Origin of the sequence: Bradyrhizobium sp. 147, from assembly GCF_023073935.1 — a bacterium.
Classification (GTDB): domain Bacteria; phylum Pseudomonadota; class Alphaproteobacteria; order Rhizobiales; family Xanthobacteraceae; genus Bradyrhizobium.
The window spans coordinates 1-15,293 of the sequence record NZ_JADPKL010000120.1 but is presented as its reverse complement, the minus strand read 5'-3'; the positions used below and the strand labels follow the sequence as shown (position 1 = coordinate 15,293).

The following is a 15,293-nucleotide window of genomic DNA, read 5'->3' as shown; positions in this document are numbered from 1 at the left end:
TGTCATAGACCATTTTCGATCCACGCGCGTGTCATCTCACGCCCGCGGTGCAGGGTCATCCACCGCTTTCGAGCGACCGGTAAACCGATTTTATATCAGCTACTTAGAGCGATCGCCGGAAGTAATGCGAGATTTCGCCGATGACCCCGCGGCGGAAGGTGAGCACGCAGATCACGAAGATCGCGCCTTGGATCACCGTCACCCATTGGCCGAAGCCCGCCAGATATTGCTGCATGGCGATGATCACGAAGGCGCCGATCACGGGACCGAAGATGGTTCCGAGACCGCCGACCAGCGTCATCAGGACGACCTCGCCCGACATCGACCAGTGCACGTCGGTGAGCGAGGCGTTCTGCGCCACGAAGACTTTCAGCGCACCGGCAAAGCCGGCCAGCGTGCCCGACAGGATGAAGGCCAGGAACTTGTACTGGTCTGTACGGTAGCCGAGCGAGATCGCCCGCGGCTCATTCTCGCGGATCGCCTTCAGGACCTCGCCGAACGGCGAGTTGATGATGCGGAAGATCAAGAGGAAGCCGGCGAGGAAGCCGATCAGCACGACATAGTAGAGCACGGTCGGCTTGGACAGATCGAGCACGCCGAACATGTACCCTTGTGGAATGCCCTGGATGCCATCCTCGCCATGGGTGAACGGCGCCTGCAGGTAGATGAAATAAAGAAGCTGCGACAGCGCCAGCGTGATCATCGAGAAATAGATGCCCTGGCGACGGATCGAGATGTAGCCGGTCACGATCGACAGCACGAACGCGGCGGCGACGCCGACGAGGATGCCGAGCTCGGGCGGAAGCGCCCACACCTTCAGCGCATGTGCGCTGCAATAGCCGGCAGTCCCCAGGAACATTGCGTGCCCGAACGACAGCAGGCCGCCATAGCCGACCAGCAGATTGAAGGCGCAGGCGAGCAGCGCAAAGCACAGCGCCTGCATCACGAAGAACGGATAGACTCCCGTGAATGGCACCGACGCCAAGAGCAGCGCCATCACCACGAACACGATCATCTCGTCGCGCACCGTGCGCGGGGTCACCGGCAGCGTGTCGTCCGTCAAGGCTGTCATATCAGGCCGCCCTTCCCGTCAATCCCGTTGGCTTCACCAAGAGCACCAGCACCATCAGCACGAACACGACGGTGTTGGAGGCCTCGGGGTAGAAATATTTGGTCAGGCCCTCGATCACACCGAGCGCAAAGCCGGTGATGATCGAGCCCATGATCGATCCCATGCCGCCGATCACGACCACCGCGAACACGACGATGATGAGGTCGGCGCCCATCAGCGGCCGCACCTGATTGATCGGCGCGGAGAGCACGCCGGCGAGCGCGGCAAGGCCGACGCCGAGACCATAGGTCAGCGTGATCATGCGCGGCACGTTGACGCCGAAGGCGCGCACCAGCGTCGGGTTCTCGGTGGCGGCACGCAGGTAAGCACCGAGCCGCGTCTTCTCGATCAGGAACCAGGTCGCAAGGCACACCACCAGCGAGAACACGACTACCCAGCCGCGATAGACGGGCAGGAACATGAAGCCGAGGTTCATGCCGCCCTTGAGCTGGTCCGGAATGGCGTAAGGCAGACCGGAGGAGCCGAAATAATTCTGGAACACGCCCTGCACGATCAGCGCGATGCCGAAGGTCAGGAGCAGGCCGTAGAGGTGATCGAGCCCGGTCAGCCATTGCAGCATGGTCCGCTCGAGGATCATGCCGAAAATGCCGACGATGATGGGCGCCAGCAGCAACGCCCACCAATAATTGATGCCGCCGAGGTTGAGCAGGAAATAGGCGACGAAGGCGCCCATCATGTAGAGCGCGCCGTGGGCGAAATTGATGATGTTGAGCATGCCGAAGATCACGGCAAGCCCGAGACTGAGCAGCGCGTAGAACGAGCCGTTGATCAGTCCCACCAGTAGCTGAGCGTAAAGAGCCTGCATCGATCCCGCACCCGGTCCCTTCGGCGTTCCCTTAAAAGTCGCCCGCAAGCCTGATGGCCTGCCGGCCGTCATCTTACTTCTTCAAGAGCGCGCACTTGCTCTCGGACAGCGGCGTGAAGGCCTGATCGCCCGGCACCGTGCCGACCAGCTTGTAGAAGTCCCACGGTCCCTTGGATTCCGAGGGCTTCTTCACCTCGAAGAGATAGGCGTTGTGAATGGTGCGGCCGTTGGGCTGGATCTCGCCCTTGCCGAACAGATCGTCCTCGGTCGGCATCGACTTCATCTTCTCGACGATCTTGATGCCGTCATGCGGATTGCCGCCGAGCGCTTCGAGGGCCTTGAGATAGTGCCGTACGCCCGCATAGACGCCGGCCTGCACCATGGTCGGCGGCGCATTGTTCTTCATCTTCTCGGCGAAGCGCTTGGAGAACGCCCGGGTCTGGTCGTTCATGTCCCAGTAGAACGTCTCGGTGAAGTTGAGGCCCTGCGCCGTCTCGAGGCCGATCGCCTTGACGTCGGTGAGGAAGAGCAGCAGCGCCGCCAGCTTCTGACCGCCCTTGACGATGCCGAACTCGGCCGCCTGCTTGATGGTGTTGGTGGTATCGCCGCCGGCATTGGCAAGGCCGATGATCTTGGCCTTGGAGGCCTGCGCCTGAAGCAGGAACGAGGAGAAGTCCGGCGTGTTCAGCGGATGCTTGACGCCGCCGACCACCTTGCCGCCGTTGGCGGTGATGACCGCCGTGGTGTCGCGCTCGAGCGCCGCGCCGAAGGCGTAATCCGCGGTCAGGAAGAACCAGGTGTCGCCGCCGGCCTTGACTAGCGCCTGGCCGGTGGTGTGGGCCAGCATGTAAGTGTCGTAGGTCCAGTGCACGGTATTGGGCGAGCACTGCGCATTGGAGAGGTCCGAGGTCGCCGCACCGGAATTGATGTAGACGCCGTTCTTTTCCTTGATGACGTTGTTGACGGCGAGCGCGACGCCCGAGTTCGGCACGTCGACAATGACGTCGACCTTGTCCACGTCGAACCATTGCCGCGCGATGGCGGTGCCGATGTCGGGCTTGTTCTGGTGATCGCCCGAGATGATGTCGATCTTCCAGCCCTTCGCCGCAAGGCCAGAATCCTCAACGGCCATCTGCGCGGCAAGCGTCGAACCCGGCCCGCCGAGGTCGGCGTAGAGGCCGGACTGATCGGACAGCGCGCCGATCTTGACGATCTTGTCCTGCGCGGACGCGACGCCTGCTGCGGCGAAGGTGAGCGCGGTGGTCAGCAGCAATGACGCAATCGACCTGGTCTTCATGCAACTTTCCTTTTTGAATTTTTTCGTTGGCAGTTCTAGACACCCAAATAGGTGTGGAGCTTGTCCATGTTGGCGGCAAGCTCCGCATTGGAAAATCCGTCGATGATCTTGCCGTGCTCGACCACGTAGTAGCGGTCCGCGACAGTGGATGCGAAACGGAAGTTCTGCTCGACGAGAAGGATGGTGAAGCCTTCCTTCTTGAGCCGCGCAATGGTGTGGCCGATCTGCTGGATGATGACGGGCGCAAGGCCCTCGGTCGGCTCGTCCAGCATGAGGAAGCTCGCGCCCGTGCGCAGGATGCGCGCGATCGCCAGCATCTGCTGCTCACCGCCCGAAAGCTTGGTGCCCTGGCTGTTGAGCCGCTCCTTCAGGTTCGGGAACAGGTCGAAGATCTGATCGAGCGGCAGCCCGCCTTCACGGACCACCGGGGGCAGCAGCAAATTCTCCCGCACGTCGAGACTGGAGAATATCCCCCGCTCCTCGGGGCAGAAGGCGATACCCATGCGCGCGATCTTGTCGGAGGTCGCGCGGATGATGTCCTGATTGTTGAACTTCACCGAGCCGGTTCGTTTGCCGATGATGCCCATGATGGATTTCAACGTGGTCGTTTTGCCGGCGCCGTTGCGCCCGAGCAGGGTGACGACCTCGCCCGCATTCACGTCGAAGTTGATCCCGTGCAGGATGTGGGACTCGCCGTACCAGGCTTCCAGGTTGCGGACTTGAAGGATGTTTCCGCCGGTCGCGGCCTTTGCCGGAGCCTCGGCGATCGCAGTGTCAGGCATGACCGGCTCCCAGATAGGCTTCCTTGACGCGCTCGTCCTTGGTGAGCTCGGAGTAATGGCCCTGCGCGAGCACCTGCCCGCGCGTCAGCACGGTGATGATGTCGGAGAGATTGGCCACGACGCTCAAATTATGCTCGACCATCAGGATGGTATATTTCGCGGAGATGCGCTTGATCAGCGCCGCGATCTTGTCGATGTCCTCGTGACCCATGCCGGCCATGGGCTCGTCCAGCAGCATCATCTCAGGGTCGAGCGCGAGCGTGGTTGCGATCTCCAGTGCGCGCTTGCGTCCGTAGGGCATCTCGACCGCCGGCGTATTGGCAAACTCGCTGAGGCCAACATCGTTCAACAGCTCGCGCGCGCGATCGTTGAAGCGGTTGAGCACGGATTTGGAGCGCCAAAAGTCGAACGAAGAGCCGTGCTGGCGCTGAAGCGCGACACGGACGTTCTCCAGCGCGGTGAGATGCGGAAAAACCGCCGAAATCTGGAACGAGCGAACCAGGCCCATGCGCGCCACGTCGGCCGGCGCCATCGCAGTGATGTCCTGTCCCTTGTACAGGATCTTTCCGGCAGACGGTTTGAGGAACTTGGTCAAAAGATTGAAGCACGTCGTCTTGCCGGCCCCGTTCGGACCGATCAACGCATGAATGCTCCCACGGCGAACCTTGAGCGCAACGTCGCGGACGGCGAAGAAGCCCGCGAACTCCTTGGTCAAGCCTTCCGTTTCGAGAATGAACTCATCGGCCAAACAGATTTCCCCCTGCCCGCGCGACGCGCTGGCCGCGCGTGGCTGTCCTTGTTGCTTCGGCTTTCCGGAGGCCTTGGAGCCCTCCGGAACGCCGCCTCCGGGCGCGGAATATGCCGGAGGTGACGGGGGTTAGGCAAGGCGGAAAGCTGAGCAGATCAGGCCTCCGGCCGGGATACAAATGCTCCCTTAGTCGGAGATGTTTTGATCTCGTGCCTGCCCGGCCTCCCGGTTCGCAAGGCACCGGTCGTCAAGCCGTCGTTAACGGTCTTTCGTCTCCCGCGCCAGCCTTCATAGAAAATTTTCCCGCGGCATGGATCATGTGCGGGTTTTGACATGCCGGGAATATTGTTTTGGATTTCGCAAGCGCCGCGCCCTCCATCGTCAAGTCGATCAGGCAGCGTGATCTCCTGAACACGTGGCTGCGACTTTATGCGCGCCAGCAGGTCGCACCGGCGATCTGGGAATACCAGCCCGCGCGACTCGAGGAAGAGCTGTCCGATCTCATCTATTACACGGTGGACAATTCGACGCCGACGCCGCACCTGATCATCCAAAGCGAAGGCACGCGCATCTCGCGCGCCTATGGCCACAGCGGCAAGGGCATCCTGCTGCACGACTATGTCGGACCGCGGCTCGCGCCCTTCGTGATGCCCATCTATCACGAATGCGTTGCGCGCGGGCTTCCGATCTACAGCGTTGCCGACATTGACGACATCTACGGTCGCATCGTCGCCTATGAACGGCTGTTGCTGCCGTTCTTGACCGAGGACAAGGTCAGCCACATCATCGCGTCGGTGAAGACCTTCTGCGAGGACGGCAGCTTCGAGATCAAGAATCTGATGCGCGGAAATCACGCGTCGCCGCGTCCGAGACTGCGCGTCGTGATCGACCGCGACCTCTTTCATCGCGCGCCTGGTCGCATCGCAGCAGCCGACGTGGTCGAGATCGCCGACCAGTCCGGCCCAAGCGTCACCGCCGAGACCATCGAACTGAACTAGCGCGCCTTGGCTTCAGCGTTCTTGGCGCCGACTTCCTTGGCATAGACATCGGGCTTGAATCCGACCAGCAGCTTGCCGCCGATTTCCAGCACCGGCCGCTTGATCATCGATGGTTGCGCTAGCATCAACGCCAGCGCCTTCTTCTCGCCGAGGCCTTCCTTGTCGGAATCGGGGAGCTTTTTGAAAGTCGTGCCGGCGCGATTGAGTAACGCCTCCCAGCCGACCTTGTCGCTCCATTGCTTGAGCTTGTCCTTCTCGACTCCCGCCGTCTTGTAGTCGTGAAACTCGTAAGGCACGCCATGGCTGTCGAGCCAGGTGCGCGCCTTTTTCATGGTGTCGCAGTTCTTGATGCCGTAGATGATGTTGGGCAAGTCGTCCTCGCGCATGCGTCGCATGGTACGCGCAGCGTTGTACGAAACTCCGGTTCGCGCGACAATATTGCGAACGACGCCACTTTCCGAACGGATGGACCATGCACGTCACTCACGACCCCGTGGCCGCCGCCGCGCCGGCCATCGACTTCAACAGCTTCCTCGCGGTCGATATCCGCGTCGGCACCATCGTCGACGCCAAGCCGTTTCCGGAGGCGCGCAAGCCGGCTTTTCGGCTATGGATCGACTTCGGCCCTGCGATCGGCGTCCGCAAGAGCTCGGCGCAGATCACCGAAAATCATCCGCTCGAGACGCTGGTGGGGCTGCAGGTCGCGGCCGTCGTCAATTTCCCGCCGCGCCAGATCGGCCCGGTCGTATCCGAGGTGTTGACCCTCGGTTTCCCCGATGCTGCCGGCAAGGTCGTGCTGGTGCAGCCGAGCAAGCCCGTGCCCAACGGCGGACGGCTGTTCTAGCGGCACACGAGCCAAGAGCCGCCCCGCCGCTGGCAGGGCGCGTCAGCCACTTGTCTCCGGTCCGGCGCCGGCAGGTCTTGACCTCGCTGCCGCTCCCCCTTAAAAATGACTGATCGATCGTTTTTTATGTACATCGCCGGGAATTTGTCCGCGGCTGACAAACTTCCAAAGCGATCAATCTGTCAGTTATTTATGGACTGAGCCGATGCCCAAGATCAGCGACAAGAAGCGCGAAGGCCGGCGGCAGCAGATCCTCGAAGCGGCCCTCGCCTGCTTTGCCGAGAACGGTTTTCACCAGACCGGCATGGCCGATATCGTCAAGCGATCGGGCTTGAGCCACGGCGCGGTCTATCTCTATTTCCAGAGCAAGGACGATCTGATCGAAGCGCTCGCGGAGGACCGGCATCGCCGTGAGGCCGTGCTCAACTCGGTCGCTCAAGGATCGGGCGATCCGATCGAAAGGTTGCACGCGCTGGTCCGCGTCTACGCGCAATGGCTTACCGATCCCGCCGGCGAGCCCCGCCGCCGTGTCGGCATCCATGGCTGGGCCGAAGCGCTGCGCAACCGCCGCGTCCGCAGCAGCGTCGTCGAAGGCATCGACGTGCCGCGCGCGCTGATCGTGGCGCTGGTCGAGCGCGGCCAGCATGACGGACTCATCAAGCGCGACCTCGGCGCCGAAGCGATCGCGCGCGTGCTGATCGCGATTTTCCAGGGTTTTGTACTGCAACAATGCTGGGGCGAGGATTTTGACCTCGACGCCTGCATGATGGCCGTTGACAGCGTGGTCGACGGCCTGCGCACGACCAAGGCGGACGTCAAGCGACGAACCAGGACATGAACGATGACCTGGATATATGAACTCCTCGCCGGCGCCGGCGTCGGTCTGGTCGCGGGATTGGCATCGGGCTTCTCGGGTACGAGCCCCGGCGGAGGCCTCGTCATCTTCTCCGTGCTGTTGCTCGGCGCCGAGCAGCACGTCGCCCAGGGCACATCTTTGATCGCACAAGTGCCGCCGACGGGCCTTGCGGGCGTACGCCGCTACTGGCAGAGCGGCAACCGCAGCCCGCTGCAATGGATCGTCTGGATCGGCATCGGATTTCTCATCGGCGGCGCCAGCGGTAGTTGTGTTGCGGCCGCCACGCCCGACACAGTGCTGCAATGGACCTACGTCATCTATCTTGTCGCGCTGATCGCGGCGCTGGCGCTACGCCGCGACCGCAAGGACGGCGAGAGCAAGGCCGGCGATCCTGCCGAATTGCCGTGGCTCCCTCTGCTGCTTATCGGCGTGCTCGCGGGCTTTTCGTCCGGCTTCATGGGCATCGGCGGCGGCCTCGCGATCACCGTCGGCCTCGCCGCGGGCCTGCGCGTACCGCAGCATCAGGCACAACTCGTCAGCCTCATCTTCTCGGTGATCCCGACCAACAGTCTGGCGGCCTGGATTTACTGGAGCAAGGGACTGATGGTCAGCTGGCCGGCCATTATCGGCATTCTGGCCGGCCTCTGGATCGGCACCGATCTCGGCGCACGCATGGCCAATGGCGTCAGCAATTCGGTGCTGCGCCGGACCATGATCGCCCTCGTCGCGCTGATGGCGCTCTACATGACGTACAAGGCGCTGGGCTAGCCTCACGGCCGTTTCGGAATGTTCAGCCCGCGCTGCACCGCCGGACGCGCGAGGCCTCGTTCAAGCCAAGCGCCGACCGATTTCAACTGGCTGAACTCGACGAGATCGCCTGCGCCGTAAAAGCCGATGAGATTGCGCACCCAGCCGAGCATCGAGATGTCGGCGATGGTGTAATCGTCATTCATGAACCAGTGCCGGCCGGCGAGATGAGTCTCCATCACGCCGAGCAAGCGCTTGGACTCGCTCACGTAGCGCTCGAGTGGCCGCTTGTCCTCGAAGTCCTTGCCGGCGAATTTGTGGAAGAAGCCGACCTGGCCGAACATCGGCCCGATGCCGCCCATCTGGAAATGCACCCATTGGATGGTCTGATAGCGGCGTGCGGCGTCCTCCGGCAGAAGCTTGCCGGTCTTCTCGGCGAGGTATTGCAGGATCGCCGCGGATTCGAACAGCGGCAGCGGCCTGCCGCCGGGGCCGTTCGGATCGAGGATCGCCGGGATCTTGCCATTCGGATTGAGCGAGAGGAATTCGGTCGTCTTCTGGTCGTCCTTGCCGAAATCGACGAGGTGAACTTCGTAAGGCAATCCAATCTCCTCCAGCATGATCGAGACCTTGACGCCGTTCGGCGTCGGCAAGGAATAGAGCTGAAGCAGTTCGGGATGTTTCGCCGGCCAACGCTTGGTGATGGGAAAGGCGGATAGATCGGACATCGAGACCTGCGGTGCATGGACTGAGGCGTGCACAATCTAAGCAGGACGCTGTCCGGCGCAAGTCACGATTCGTCCCGGCGAACCCGCGCTTATCGCGGCAGCGTTGCGATCGCCACGATCGGAATCATTGCTTCATGTTGCAATCGGTACTCGATGAACCGTTGGCCCGTGATCAACAGCAGGGCCGTAAAGGCAACCGCGAGCATCGCGGTCGCCAATTGGCAGGCATCATACATGGTTACCTTGTCCCTCAGCAGCCTTTGGCCTCAACGTCGGCTCAGGAACCATGTTCCTAGCCCGCTTGAAAATATTGCTACTTTTTCCCGATCATCGAGGCAGCTCTTGCGCTGTTCCAACCGCCTGCGCAGGGACCATTGAGCCTTCCAAGCGTTATCGCCAGATGAGCATCGAGAAGCGCGCCTTGCTCGACCATGCTGAGCGGTGCCGCCGCGTCGCCGGCGATCTCGCGCATAGCGAAGCCGCGCAGCGGCTGCAGTCCATGGCCGAGGAGTACGAACAGAGAGCAGCAAGGCTGGACGACGATGGCTTTCATCTGAAGCAGAGTTATCCTCGCCGCAGCTACACGGGAGACGGAAGCGATCGCGAGGGCTAAGGAGGGCTCAATAGTTGATCTCCATTCTCAGGCCTCGCGGATCGATCTCGTCGTCGCCGACACGTTGCGTGCTGTCGCGCGCCGCGACCGCGCAGGCGCAGGCATCGATGAGATCGTCACGGCCGATGGCGGTGCGATAGCGAAGCGTCAGCCATGTCTCGATCTTGGTGAAGCCCCGGTCTCTCAGCAGAGCAATACGCTGCGCTTGACCACGCGACGACGTCTTCGGCTCAAGCCGAACTCGTCCGGCCAGATTCCAGAAGATCAATTCAGGATGGGCCTCGCCGATCGTCGGTTGCCGCGCCGGCGCCATGGCATCGTCGACCTCCTTGAGCTTGCCTCTGATGTTCCAGAGCTGCGCCGATACGCCCCTGCCCTTGCCCTCCTGCTCCCAGTAATAGCGATTGGCCGCAGCCATATCCGGGAACGTCCAAAGGTCGCGGCGCGCGCCGAGGAACACGGCAGGGCCGATCAATTCGCGCGCCCGCAGATCGCAAGCGCGATAGCCGCTTGGATTCAAGCCGATCGGCATGTCGATCATCGCACGGGCATGCGGCATCGCGAGCAGGCGCGTCAGGCCCGGTGAGTAATCGAAGCCATGATCGCCGCGCTCATTGATCCAGGCAGCGACCCAGCCGAAGCGAAATCCATCGAGACCGAGATAGGTTGGCACTCACTCGTCCATGTCTTGCGTCCATATCTTGCAATTTCACACGCGCGTTTGCTTGACAACCGCAGGCAGTCCGCTTCTCACGGACCCTCCCGAGCCTGCCGCTCCGGAGGGTTTTTTGTTGCCCGCGGCGCTTCTCCGAAGCCTTGGTAGCGTGGATCGCTACCTCGAAGACGGCGTTGAATTGATGCGCAACGACAACGAATCCGGACGCGGGACTGCGCCGGGAACCAGCGAAATCTCCGACGGGAGCCGCGCGTCCACTCTGTGGTGCGCGCAGGAAGTGAAGCAGGAATCAAGGCCATGCGACGATCCGATCCCTACATGGAACGCGCCCGCGAGCTCTGCCTCGCCGCCGGTATCGATCCCGACTCGCGCGTCGGCGAAGGACGCGGCCAGCCGGCCTGGTGCTCGTACCGCGACGCTGCGCGCAAGGAGCATCTCGCCCGCGAGGCCAATACCGCCGCGAGCGAGATCGCAAAGCTGCGTCCGCAGGATGCCCGCTTCCAGAATGCGCCGCTGAAGATCTTCGGTCCGCATGAGGAGGCGACCGTGGCGCAGATGCGCAACTGCATGGCGGTCGGCAATGTCGTATCCGGCGTGATCTGCGCCGACGGCCATCTCGGGTATGCCCAGCCGGTCGGCGGCGTCATCGCCTATGAGAAGCAGATCAGCATCTCCGGCGTCGGCTTCGACATCGGCTGCGGCAACATGGCCGCAAAGCTCGACACCCGGTTCGACGACATAGCCGACATCGTGCCCACGATCATCCGCGACGTCGCCAAGACGATCTCGTTCGGTGTCGGCCGCGCCAATGCCGAGCGGGCCGAGCACGCGCTGTTCGACGACGGCGATGCCTGGCGCGAGAGCGACATGGAAGCCTACCGTCAGAAGGCGGTGAGCCAGCTCGGCACGGTCGGATCGGGCAACCACTATGTCGACCTCATGCGCGACGAGGAAGGCTTTGTTTGGGTCGGTGTCCACTTCGGAAGCCGCGGCCTCGGGCACACCTCCGCGACGCGATATCTCAAGGCCGCCGGCGGCAAGGATGGCATGAACGTGCCGCCTGCCGTGGTCGACGAGGAGTCCGAGCTCGGCCGCCGCTACATCGCGGCGATGCAGCTCGCCGGACGTTACGCCTATGCCGGCCGCGAGTGGGTCGTCGAGCGCGTCCGCCGGATCATCGGCGGCAGCGTGACCGAGAGCGTGCACAACCACCACAACTACGCCTGGCGCGAGACCCACGACGGCCGTGATTTGTGGGTGGTTCGCAAGGGCGCGACGCCGGCGTTTCCGGGCCAGAAGGGATTCGTCGGCGGTTCGATGGGTGATGACGCCGTCATCCTCGAGGGCGTCGACAGCCCCGAAGCCAAGGCCTCGCTGTACTCGACCGTGCACGGCGCCGGCCGCCTGTTCGGACGAAGGGAGGCGAAGCGGCGCTTCTCGCGCGCGGAGATGGACCGATGGCTGAGCGAGCGCGGAGTCACCCTTGTTGGTGCCGACCTCGATGAGAGCCCGATGGCCTATCGCCGCCTGCCGGACGTGCTGGCGCAGCACGCCGGCACCGTGCGGGTGCTGCACACGCTGCGGCCGTTCGCCGTCGCCATGGCCGGCGAAGGCGAGTTCGATCCGTGGAAGGACTGACGCAAACCGCGAGTGGGGGTAGGCCCCCACTCGCAACCCTTTTGCACCCTGTCCGGTGCGGTGCGAACAGGCTTTGCGCCGTGTCTCATCTCGTCAAATATTCGCGCATCAGGGCGCGGGCGCGATGCAGGCGGGCCTTCACGGTCTGCCTGGAGGCCCTGAGCGCGGCGGCGATCTCGTCGATGGTCATCTCCTTGATGTCGCGCATCAGCGCGACGTCGCGATAATGCGGCGGCAGCGCCTCGAAGGCGGCGGCCACATCAAGCCTCAGATCGGCTTCCGGGCGGGCCAGAAGTGCCGCCTCCATCTCGCTGTCGTCCACCGCTGGGGCAAGGCCTGTCTTGCGTGCAAGTCGCAGGCATTCGCGGCGGACCACGCTGAACAGCCAAGCCGAAAACGCCAGCAGCGAGCGGATCGTCCCGACGTGCCGGAACAGGATCCACATCGCTTCCTGCGCTGCATCCTCAGCATCCGCCGAGCTGCGGCAGGTCGCCCGCGCATAGCGGCGGATGTCGGGCTGTGCCCTCTCCAGCAAAGAGGCGATCGCCTGGGGATCGCCGAGCCGTGCGGCCTCGAACAAATTTGGCGAGATCGTAGCCGCGCTCACGACACCCCTCCCTTGCCGATACCAGCCATCGCGCACATCGGGCAGTAGCCGACGAGGCCGGTCACTGCAAAGCCCGCTCCGCCGAGCGCGACCAGCCACGCCGCGGTGCCAGCGAGATAGACCAGCGCTGCGACCGCGATCGCGAGGCCCAAGACGACCCGCACCGCCTGATGCGGACCGCCGATGTTCTTCCTATAAAATCCCATCACATCCTCCGATATGGACCGAGACTGATCGTCTCGACCATCAAGAGGGCGCGATCCCCAAAAAGGATTCGCAGGGTCGGAAGATTTTTTCGGGATCAGCCTCCGGCCGCCTGATACGCCAGGCGCTTGAACTCGAAGAAGAAGGGATTCCAGAACCCCATGTAACGCTGGGCCATCAGCACGCCGGCGGTGTTGGCGTCAGGGCAGATCCACCAATGGGTGCCTGCAAGGCCGCCCCACTGGAATTCACCGGTCGAGTTCGGGGGATCGAACGGCGTCGGCGCGAAGGTGACGGCGCCACCGAGGCCGAACCCCTTGCCGGGGATGGGCCCGAGATTGGCGAAGCGGATGGTCTGGCCAGCGGGCAACTGGTTCGTCGTCATCTGCCGCAGCGTCTCCGGCTTCAGCAGCGCATCAGAACCGGGCAGCAACGCGCGCACCAGCGCCAGCATGTCGGGCAAGGTCGAGACCAGACCGCCGCCGCCGGACAGCCGCGGCAACGGCCGCCGATAGGCCTGCGGATAAGGCAGATGGTCGGCCCGCGTGAGGCCGGGCTTCATGGGATCGAGCACATCAGCGCCGTTATAGAGTGCAACCAGCCTGCCCTGCTGCGCTTCCGGCACATAGAAGCCGGTATCGGTCATGCCGAGCGGATCGAAGATGCGCGCTTTGAGGAAAGCGTCGAGCTGCTGGCGGGAGACCACCTCGACGACGCGGCCGAGCACGTCGGTCGCCACCGAATATTCCCAGCCGGTGCCGGGATGATAGGACAAGGGCAGATCGGCAAGCCGGTCGATCATGTCGGCGAGCGGCGTCAGCGGATTGAGCACGCGCGCCTCGTTGTAGCCTTTGAACAGCACCGTGCCCGGATCGAAGATGCCGTAGCTGAGCCCGGACGTGTGGGTCAGCAGCTGTCGGATCGTGATCGGGCCCCTCGCCGGCTCGACATCGGCAAGGCTCGCAGCCCCCGGCTTCAACACCGTGCGATGGCCGAGCTGCGGCAGAAATTTCTCGACGGGATCATCGAGCCCGACGCGGCCTTCCTCGACCAGCAGCATGATGGCGCAGGTGACGAAGATCTTTGTGTTGGAGAATGCACGAAAAATGTGGTCGGGCCGAAGCGCGGTGTTGGCCTCGCGGTCGGCAAAGCCGACGCATTGCTGGTCGACGACATCGCGCCCCCGCAGCACCGCCCAGGATGCACCGGGGATGATCTCCTGATCGACGTAGCGCTGCATCGCCGTCCGCGCGGCGGAAAAATCAGGTGTCCTGGCGTCCATGTGTTTCCCCAAATTATGGTTGGGAACGATATAGCGCGAATTCGCCGGATATGAAGCCCGCGGCGCAGCTCATTCCTGCTTCATCAGCGCCGTCACGTGCAGGCGACGGCGAATCCGCATGCCCTGCCGCCGATAGAGCGCGATGGCGGACGCGTTGTTCGAAAATACATGCAGGAAAGGAATTTCGCCGCGCGCCTCGATCTGCCGCGCGACCGCCGCGAGCAGCGCCTGCGCATAGCGTCGGCCGCGATGATCAGGATGCACGCACACGGCCGTGATTTCCGTGAAATTGCCTGGCTTCATCCGCTCGCCGGCCATGGCAACCAGCTCGCCGCCGGCACGGATGCCGAAGAACGTTCCGAGTTCGAGCGTGCGCAGCGCGAATGGGCCCGGCTTGGTCAGCTCTGTCAGCGCCATCATGGCGGGCACGTCGGTGGGTCCCAGCGTGACGATCTCGGCATCGCGGAGCGGGCTGTCGGCGGGCGATCCGATCATCTGCTCGCCGGTCTCGGCGAGCACGACCTTGAAGCCGGCGGGCACGTCGACCGGCTCCGGCGTAAACAGCGCAGCGACTTGCGATCCCGTCATGAGATCACCGAGCGCAGCAAAGCTTGCCGCGGACAGGTCGATCATGTCGGCAAATGGCGTCATGTCCACGGGATAGCGCAGCGCCCGCGGGCCGCCTTCGGCCAGATGCTTCTGACGCGTCGTCAGAGCGCTCCAGATCGGACGATCGAGTAGCGCCATATCGCTGTCGGACACCGGCCTAGTCCTTGTCGAAGCTGACGATCACGGCCGCATTGGCGATGAGGATGGGGTCGTTGGCCACTTCCGTGGCCGAGGGAATCTCCATCCCGCCATTGACTGCATTGACGGTCACCGTGCCGTAAGGCAGCTCCTTGGCGACGGCTTCCTTGTCGACGGCTTCCGGATTGGGCACAGCGATCGTGACGTCGACAAACATGTCGTTCGCGGTCTTCCCGATCATCCGGAAAAAGCCGAGGCTCGAATGCCTGATCGCGTCCGACACCGCACGTTTCGCCGCCTTGGTGGCGTCCCTGCCGTGGACATCGACGCCCATGCCCATCTCGGTGACACAACGAACGCGGGTCATTTCATATTCCTGTGGTTGGTTGGATGATGTTGCCGCAAGTTGTTATCGCATTCGGGCTGGTCGGCATACCCCGTCATTGCGAGGAGAAGCGACGAAGCAATCAGACTGCCTCTGCGGAACGGCTCTGGATTGCTCACATGGGGGTTTGGTGTGTCAAGATTTATGATCAGCTCTTTGTTCGATTGCAGGCCAGCTCTTCGTCCCGACCGTGGGATCTTTCGG

At 63.1% G+C, this 15,293-nt stretch carries 21 protein-coding genes; 5 read left to right on the top strand and 16 right to left on the bottom strand.

All coding sequences use genetic code 11. The features are described from left to right. Positions 1-103: 103 nt before the first annotated feature. The 5 genes from IVA87_RS29020 to IVA87_RS29000 all read right to left on the bottom strand — a co-directional run bounded on the left by IVA87_RS29020 (position 104) and on the right by IVA87_RS29000 (position 4,764). Positions 104-1,072 (bottom strand): branched-chain amino acid ABC transporter permease, encoded by a 969-nt coding sequence (locus IVA87_RS29020; protein WP_247336357.1) that lies wholly within the window; start codon positions 1,070-1,072, stop codon positions 104-106. 1 nt (position 1,073) lies between these two features. Further along, the gene (locus tag IVA87_RS29015; protein ID WP_247281658.1) at positions 1,074-1,937 is read right to left on the bottom strand and encodes a branched-chain amino acid ABC transporter permease; all 864 of its coding nucleotides are present in this window, start codon (positions 1,935-1,937) and stop codon (positions 1,074-1,076) included. Positions 1,938-2,010: 73 nt separating this feature from the next. Further along, on the bottom strand, positions 2,011-3,234 hold the full coding sequence (locus IVA87_RS29010; protein WP_247304344.1) for an ABC transporter substrate-binding protein: 1,224 nt from the start codon (positions 3,232-3,234) through the stop codon (positions 2,011-2,013). Between the two features lie 35 nt (positions 3,235-3,269). Further along, a complete protein-coding gene (locus IVA87_RS29005; RefSeq protein WP_247281660.1) occupies positions 3,270-4,016 on the bottom strand; it encodes an ABC transporter ATP-binding protein in 747 nt (248 codons plus the stop codon). Next, positions 4,009-4,764, bottom strand: a complete 756-nt coding sequence (locus IVA87_RS29000; RefSeq protein WP_008551999.1) for an ABC transporter ATP-binding protein — start codon at positions 4,762-4,764, stop codon at positions 4,009-4,011. Before IVA87_RS29000 ends, IVA87_RS29005 begins: the two co-directional genes overlap by 8 nt. A 350-nt stretch (positions 4,765-5,114) precedes the next feature. Here IVA87_RS29000 and IVA87_RS28995 point away from each other — a divergent pair, with 350 nt between their 5' ends. Continuing rightward, positions 5,115-5,762, top strand: coding sequence for a hypothetical protein (locus IVA87_RS28995; RefSeq protein ID WP_247304347.1), 648 nt, complete (start codon positions 5,115-5,117; stop codon positions 5,760-5,762). Here IVA87_RS28995 and IVA87_RS28990 read toward each other — a convergent pair. Beyond that, positions 5,759-6,133, bottom strand: coding sequence for an ArsC family reductase (locus IVA87_RS28990; RefSeq protein WP_247304612.1), 375 nt, complete (start codon positions 6,131-6,133; stop codon positions 5,759-5,761). The genes IVA87_RS28995 and IVA87_RS28990 overlap by 4 nt on opposite strands. 101 nt (positions 6,134-6,234) lie before the next feature. On the opposite strand from IVA87_RS28990, the gene IVA87_RS28985 reads away from it, so the two are divergent. The 3 genes from IVA87_RS28985 (at position 6,235) to IVA87_RS28975 (ending at position 8,230) form a co-directional block, all read left to right on the top strand. Further along, the gene (locus IVA87_RS28985; protein WP_247304349.1) at positions 6,235-6,606 is read left to right on the top strand and encodes a tRNA-binding protein; all 372 of its coding nucleotides are present in this window, start codon (positions 6,235-6,237) and stop codon (positions 6,604-6,606) included. A gap of 205 nt (positions 6,607-6,811) precedes the next feature. Further along, on the top strand, positions 6,812-7,444 hold the full coding sequence (locus IVA87_RS28980; protein WP_247304351.1) for a TetR/AcrR family transcriptional regulator: 633 nt from the start codon (positions 6,812-6,814) through the stop codon (positions 7,442-7,444). Positions 7,445-7,447: 3 nt separating this feature from the next. Continuing rightward, positions 7,448-8,230 (top strand): sulfite exporter TauE/SafE family protein, encoded by a 783-nt coding sequence (locus tag IVA87_RS28975; protein ID WP_247336353.1) that lies wholly within the window; start codon positions 7,448-7,450, stop codon positions 8,228-8,230. A 2-nt stretch (positions 8,231-8,232) separates the two neighbouring features. Here IVA87_RS28975 and IVA87_RS28970 read toward each other — a convergent pair whose 3' ends face one another. The 4 genes from IVA87_RS28970 to IVA87_RS28955 all read right to left on the bottom strand — a co-directional run bounded on the left by IVA87_RS28970 (position 8,233) and on the right by IVA87_RS28955 (position 10,223). Further along, positions 8,233-8,937 (bottom strand): glutathione S-transferase N-terminal domain-containing protein, encoded by a 705-nt coding sequence (locus tag IVA87_RS28970; protein WP_247304355.1) that lies wholly within the window; start codon positions 8,935-8,937, stop codon positions 8,233-8,235. A gap of 89 nt (positions 8,938-9,026) precedes the next feature. After that, on the bottom strand, positions 9,027-9,173 hold the full coding sequence (locus IVA87_RS28965; RefSeq protein ID WP_247304357.1) for a hypothetical protein: 147 nt from the start codon (positions 9,171-9,173) through the stop codon (positions 9,027-9,029). 77 nt (positions 9,174-9,250) lie between these two features. Next, a complete protein-coding gene (locus IVA87_RS28960) occupies positions 9,251-9,490 on the bottom strand; it encodes a hypothetical protein (protein WP_247304359.1) in 240 nt (79 codons plus the stop codon). A 67-nt stretch (positions 9,491-9,557) separates the two neighbouring features. Then, positions 9,558-10,223: a DUF429 domain-containing protein gene (locus IVA87_RS28955; RefSeq protein ID WP_247304361.1), complete on the bottom strand. Its 666-nt coding sequence runs from the start codon at positions 10,221-10,223 to the stop codon at positions 9,558-9,560. A 300-nt stretch (positions 10,224-10,523) separates the two neighbouring features. Between IVA87_RS28955 and IVA87_RS28950 the strand changes: the two genes are divergently transcribed. Further along, on the top strand, positions 10,524-11,864 hold the full coding sequence (locus IVA87_RS28950) for an RtcB family protein (protein ID WP_247304363.1): 1,341 nt from the start codon (positions 10,524-10,526) through the stop codon (positions 11,862-11,864). 85 nt (positions 11,865-11,949) lie between these two features. Here the strand turns inward: IVA87_RS28950 and IVA87_RS28945 are convergent, their stop codons facing one another. From IVA87_RS28945 to IVA87_RS28920, 6 genes are all read right to left on the bottom strand, one after another. After that, positions 11,950-12,471 carry a sigma-70 family RNA polymerase sigma factor gene (locus tag IVA87_RS28945; protein WP_247304365.1) on the bottom strand — a complete coding sequence of 174 codons (522 nt, stop codon included), beginning with the start codon at positions 12,469-12,471 and terminating at the stop codon, positions 11,950-11,952. Beyond that, positions 12,468-12,677, bottom strand: a complete 210-nt coding sequence (locus IVA87_RS28940) for a DUF2892 domain-containing protein (protein WP_247304366.1) — start codon at positions 12,675-12,677, stop codon at positions 12,468-12,470. Before IVA87_RS28940 ends, IVA87_RS28945 begins: the two co-directional genes overlap by 4 nt. Positions 12,678-12,772: 95 nt before the next feature. After that, entirely contained in the window at positions 12,773-13,957 is a 1,185-nt protein-coding gene (locus IVA87_RS28935) for a serine hydrolase domain-containing protein (protein ID WP_247304368.1), read from the bottom strand. A gap of 69 nt (positions 13,958-14,026) precedes the next feature. Further along, positions 14,027-14,719 carry a GNAT family N-acetyltransferase gene (locus IVA87_RS28930; RefSeq protein WP_247304370.1) on the bottom strand — a complete coding sequence of 231 codons (693 nt, stop codon included), beginning with the start codon at positions 14,717-14,719 and terminating at the stop codon, positions 14,027-14,029. Between the two features lie 4 nt (positions 14,720-14,723). Continuing rightward, the gene (locus IVA87_RS28925; protein WP_247304372.1) at positions 14,724-15,071 is read right to left on the bottom strand and encodes a Lin0512 family protein; all 348 of its coding nucleotides are present in this window, start codon (positions 15,069-15,071) and stop codon (positions 14,724-14,726) included. Continuing rightward, positions 15,068-15,293 (bottom strand): hypothetical protein (locus IVA87_RS28920; RefSeq protein WP_247336350.1); only part of this gene is annotated, 226 nt, incomplete at its 5' end. The genes IVA87_RS28920 and IVA87_RS28925, both read right to left, overlap by 4 nt.

Coding starts and splice junctions, on each gene's coding strand:
- IVA87_RS29020 (WP_247336357.1), bottom strand. CDS start 1,072: ATGACAGCCTTGACGGACGACACGCTGCCGGTGACCCCGCGCACGGTG.
- IVA87_RS29015 (WP_247281658.1), bottom strand. CDS start 1,937: ATGCAGGCTCTTTACGCTCAGCTACTGGTGGGACTGATCAACGGCTCG.
- IVA87_RS29010 (WP_247304344.1), bottom strand. CDS start 3,234: ATGAAGACCAGGTCGATTGCGTCATTGCTGCTGACCACCGCGCTCACC.
- IVA87_RS29005 (WP_247281660.1), bottom strand. CDS start 4,016: ATGCCTGACACTGCGATCGCCGAGGCTCCGGCAAAGGCCGCGACCGGC.
- IVA87_RS28985 (WP_247304349.1), top strand. CDS start 6,235: ATGCACGTCACTCACGACCCCGTGGCCGCCGCCGCGCCGGCCATCGAC.
- IVA87_RS28980 (WP_247304351.1), top strand. CDS start 6,812: ATGCCCAAGATCAGCGACAAGAAGCGCGAAGGCCGGCGGCAGCAGATC.
- IVA87_RS28975 (WP_247336353.1), top strand. CDS start 7,448: ATGACCTGGATATATGAACTCCTCGCCGGCGCCGGCGTCGGTCTGGTC.
- IVA87_RS28970 (WP_247304355.1), bottom strand. CDS start 8,937: ATGTCCGATCTATCCGCCTTTCCCATCACCAAGCGTTGGCCGGCGAAA.
- IVA87_RS28965 (WP_247304357.1), bottom strand. CDS start 9,173: ATGTATGATGCCTGCCAATTGGCGACCGCGATGCTCGCGGTTGCCTTT.
- IVA87_RS28960 (WP_247304359.1), bottom strand. CDS start 9,490: ATGAAAGCCATCGTCGTCCAGCCTTGCTGCTCTCTGTTCGTACTCCTC.
- IVA87_RS28950 (WP_247304363.1), top strand. CDS start 10,524: ATGCGACGATCCGATCCCTACATGGAACGCGCCCGCGAGCTCTGCCTC.
- IVA87_RS28940 (WP_247304366.1), bottom strand. CDS start 12,677: ATGGGATTTTATAGGAAGAACATCGGCGGTCCGCATCAGGCGGTGCGG.
- IVA87_RS28935 (WP_247304368.1), bottom strand. CDS start 13,957: ATGGACGCCAGGACACCTGATTTTTCCGCCGCGCGGACGGCGATGCAG.
- IVA87_RS28925 (WP_247304372.1), bottom strand. CDS start 15,071: ATGACCCGCGTTCGTTGTGTCACCGAGATGGGCATGGGCGTCGATGTC.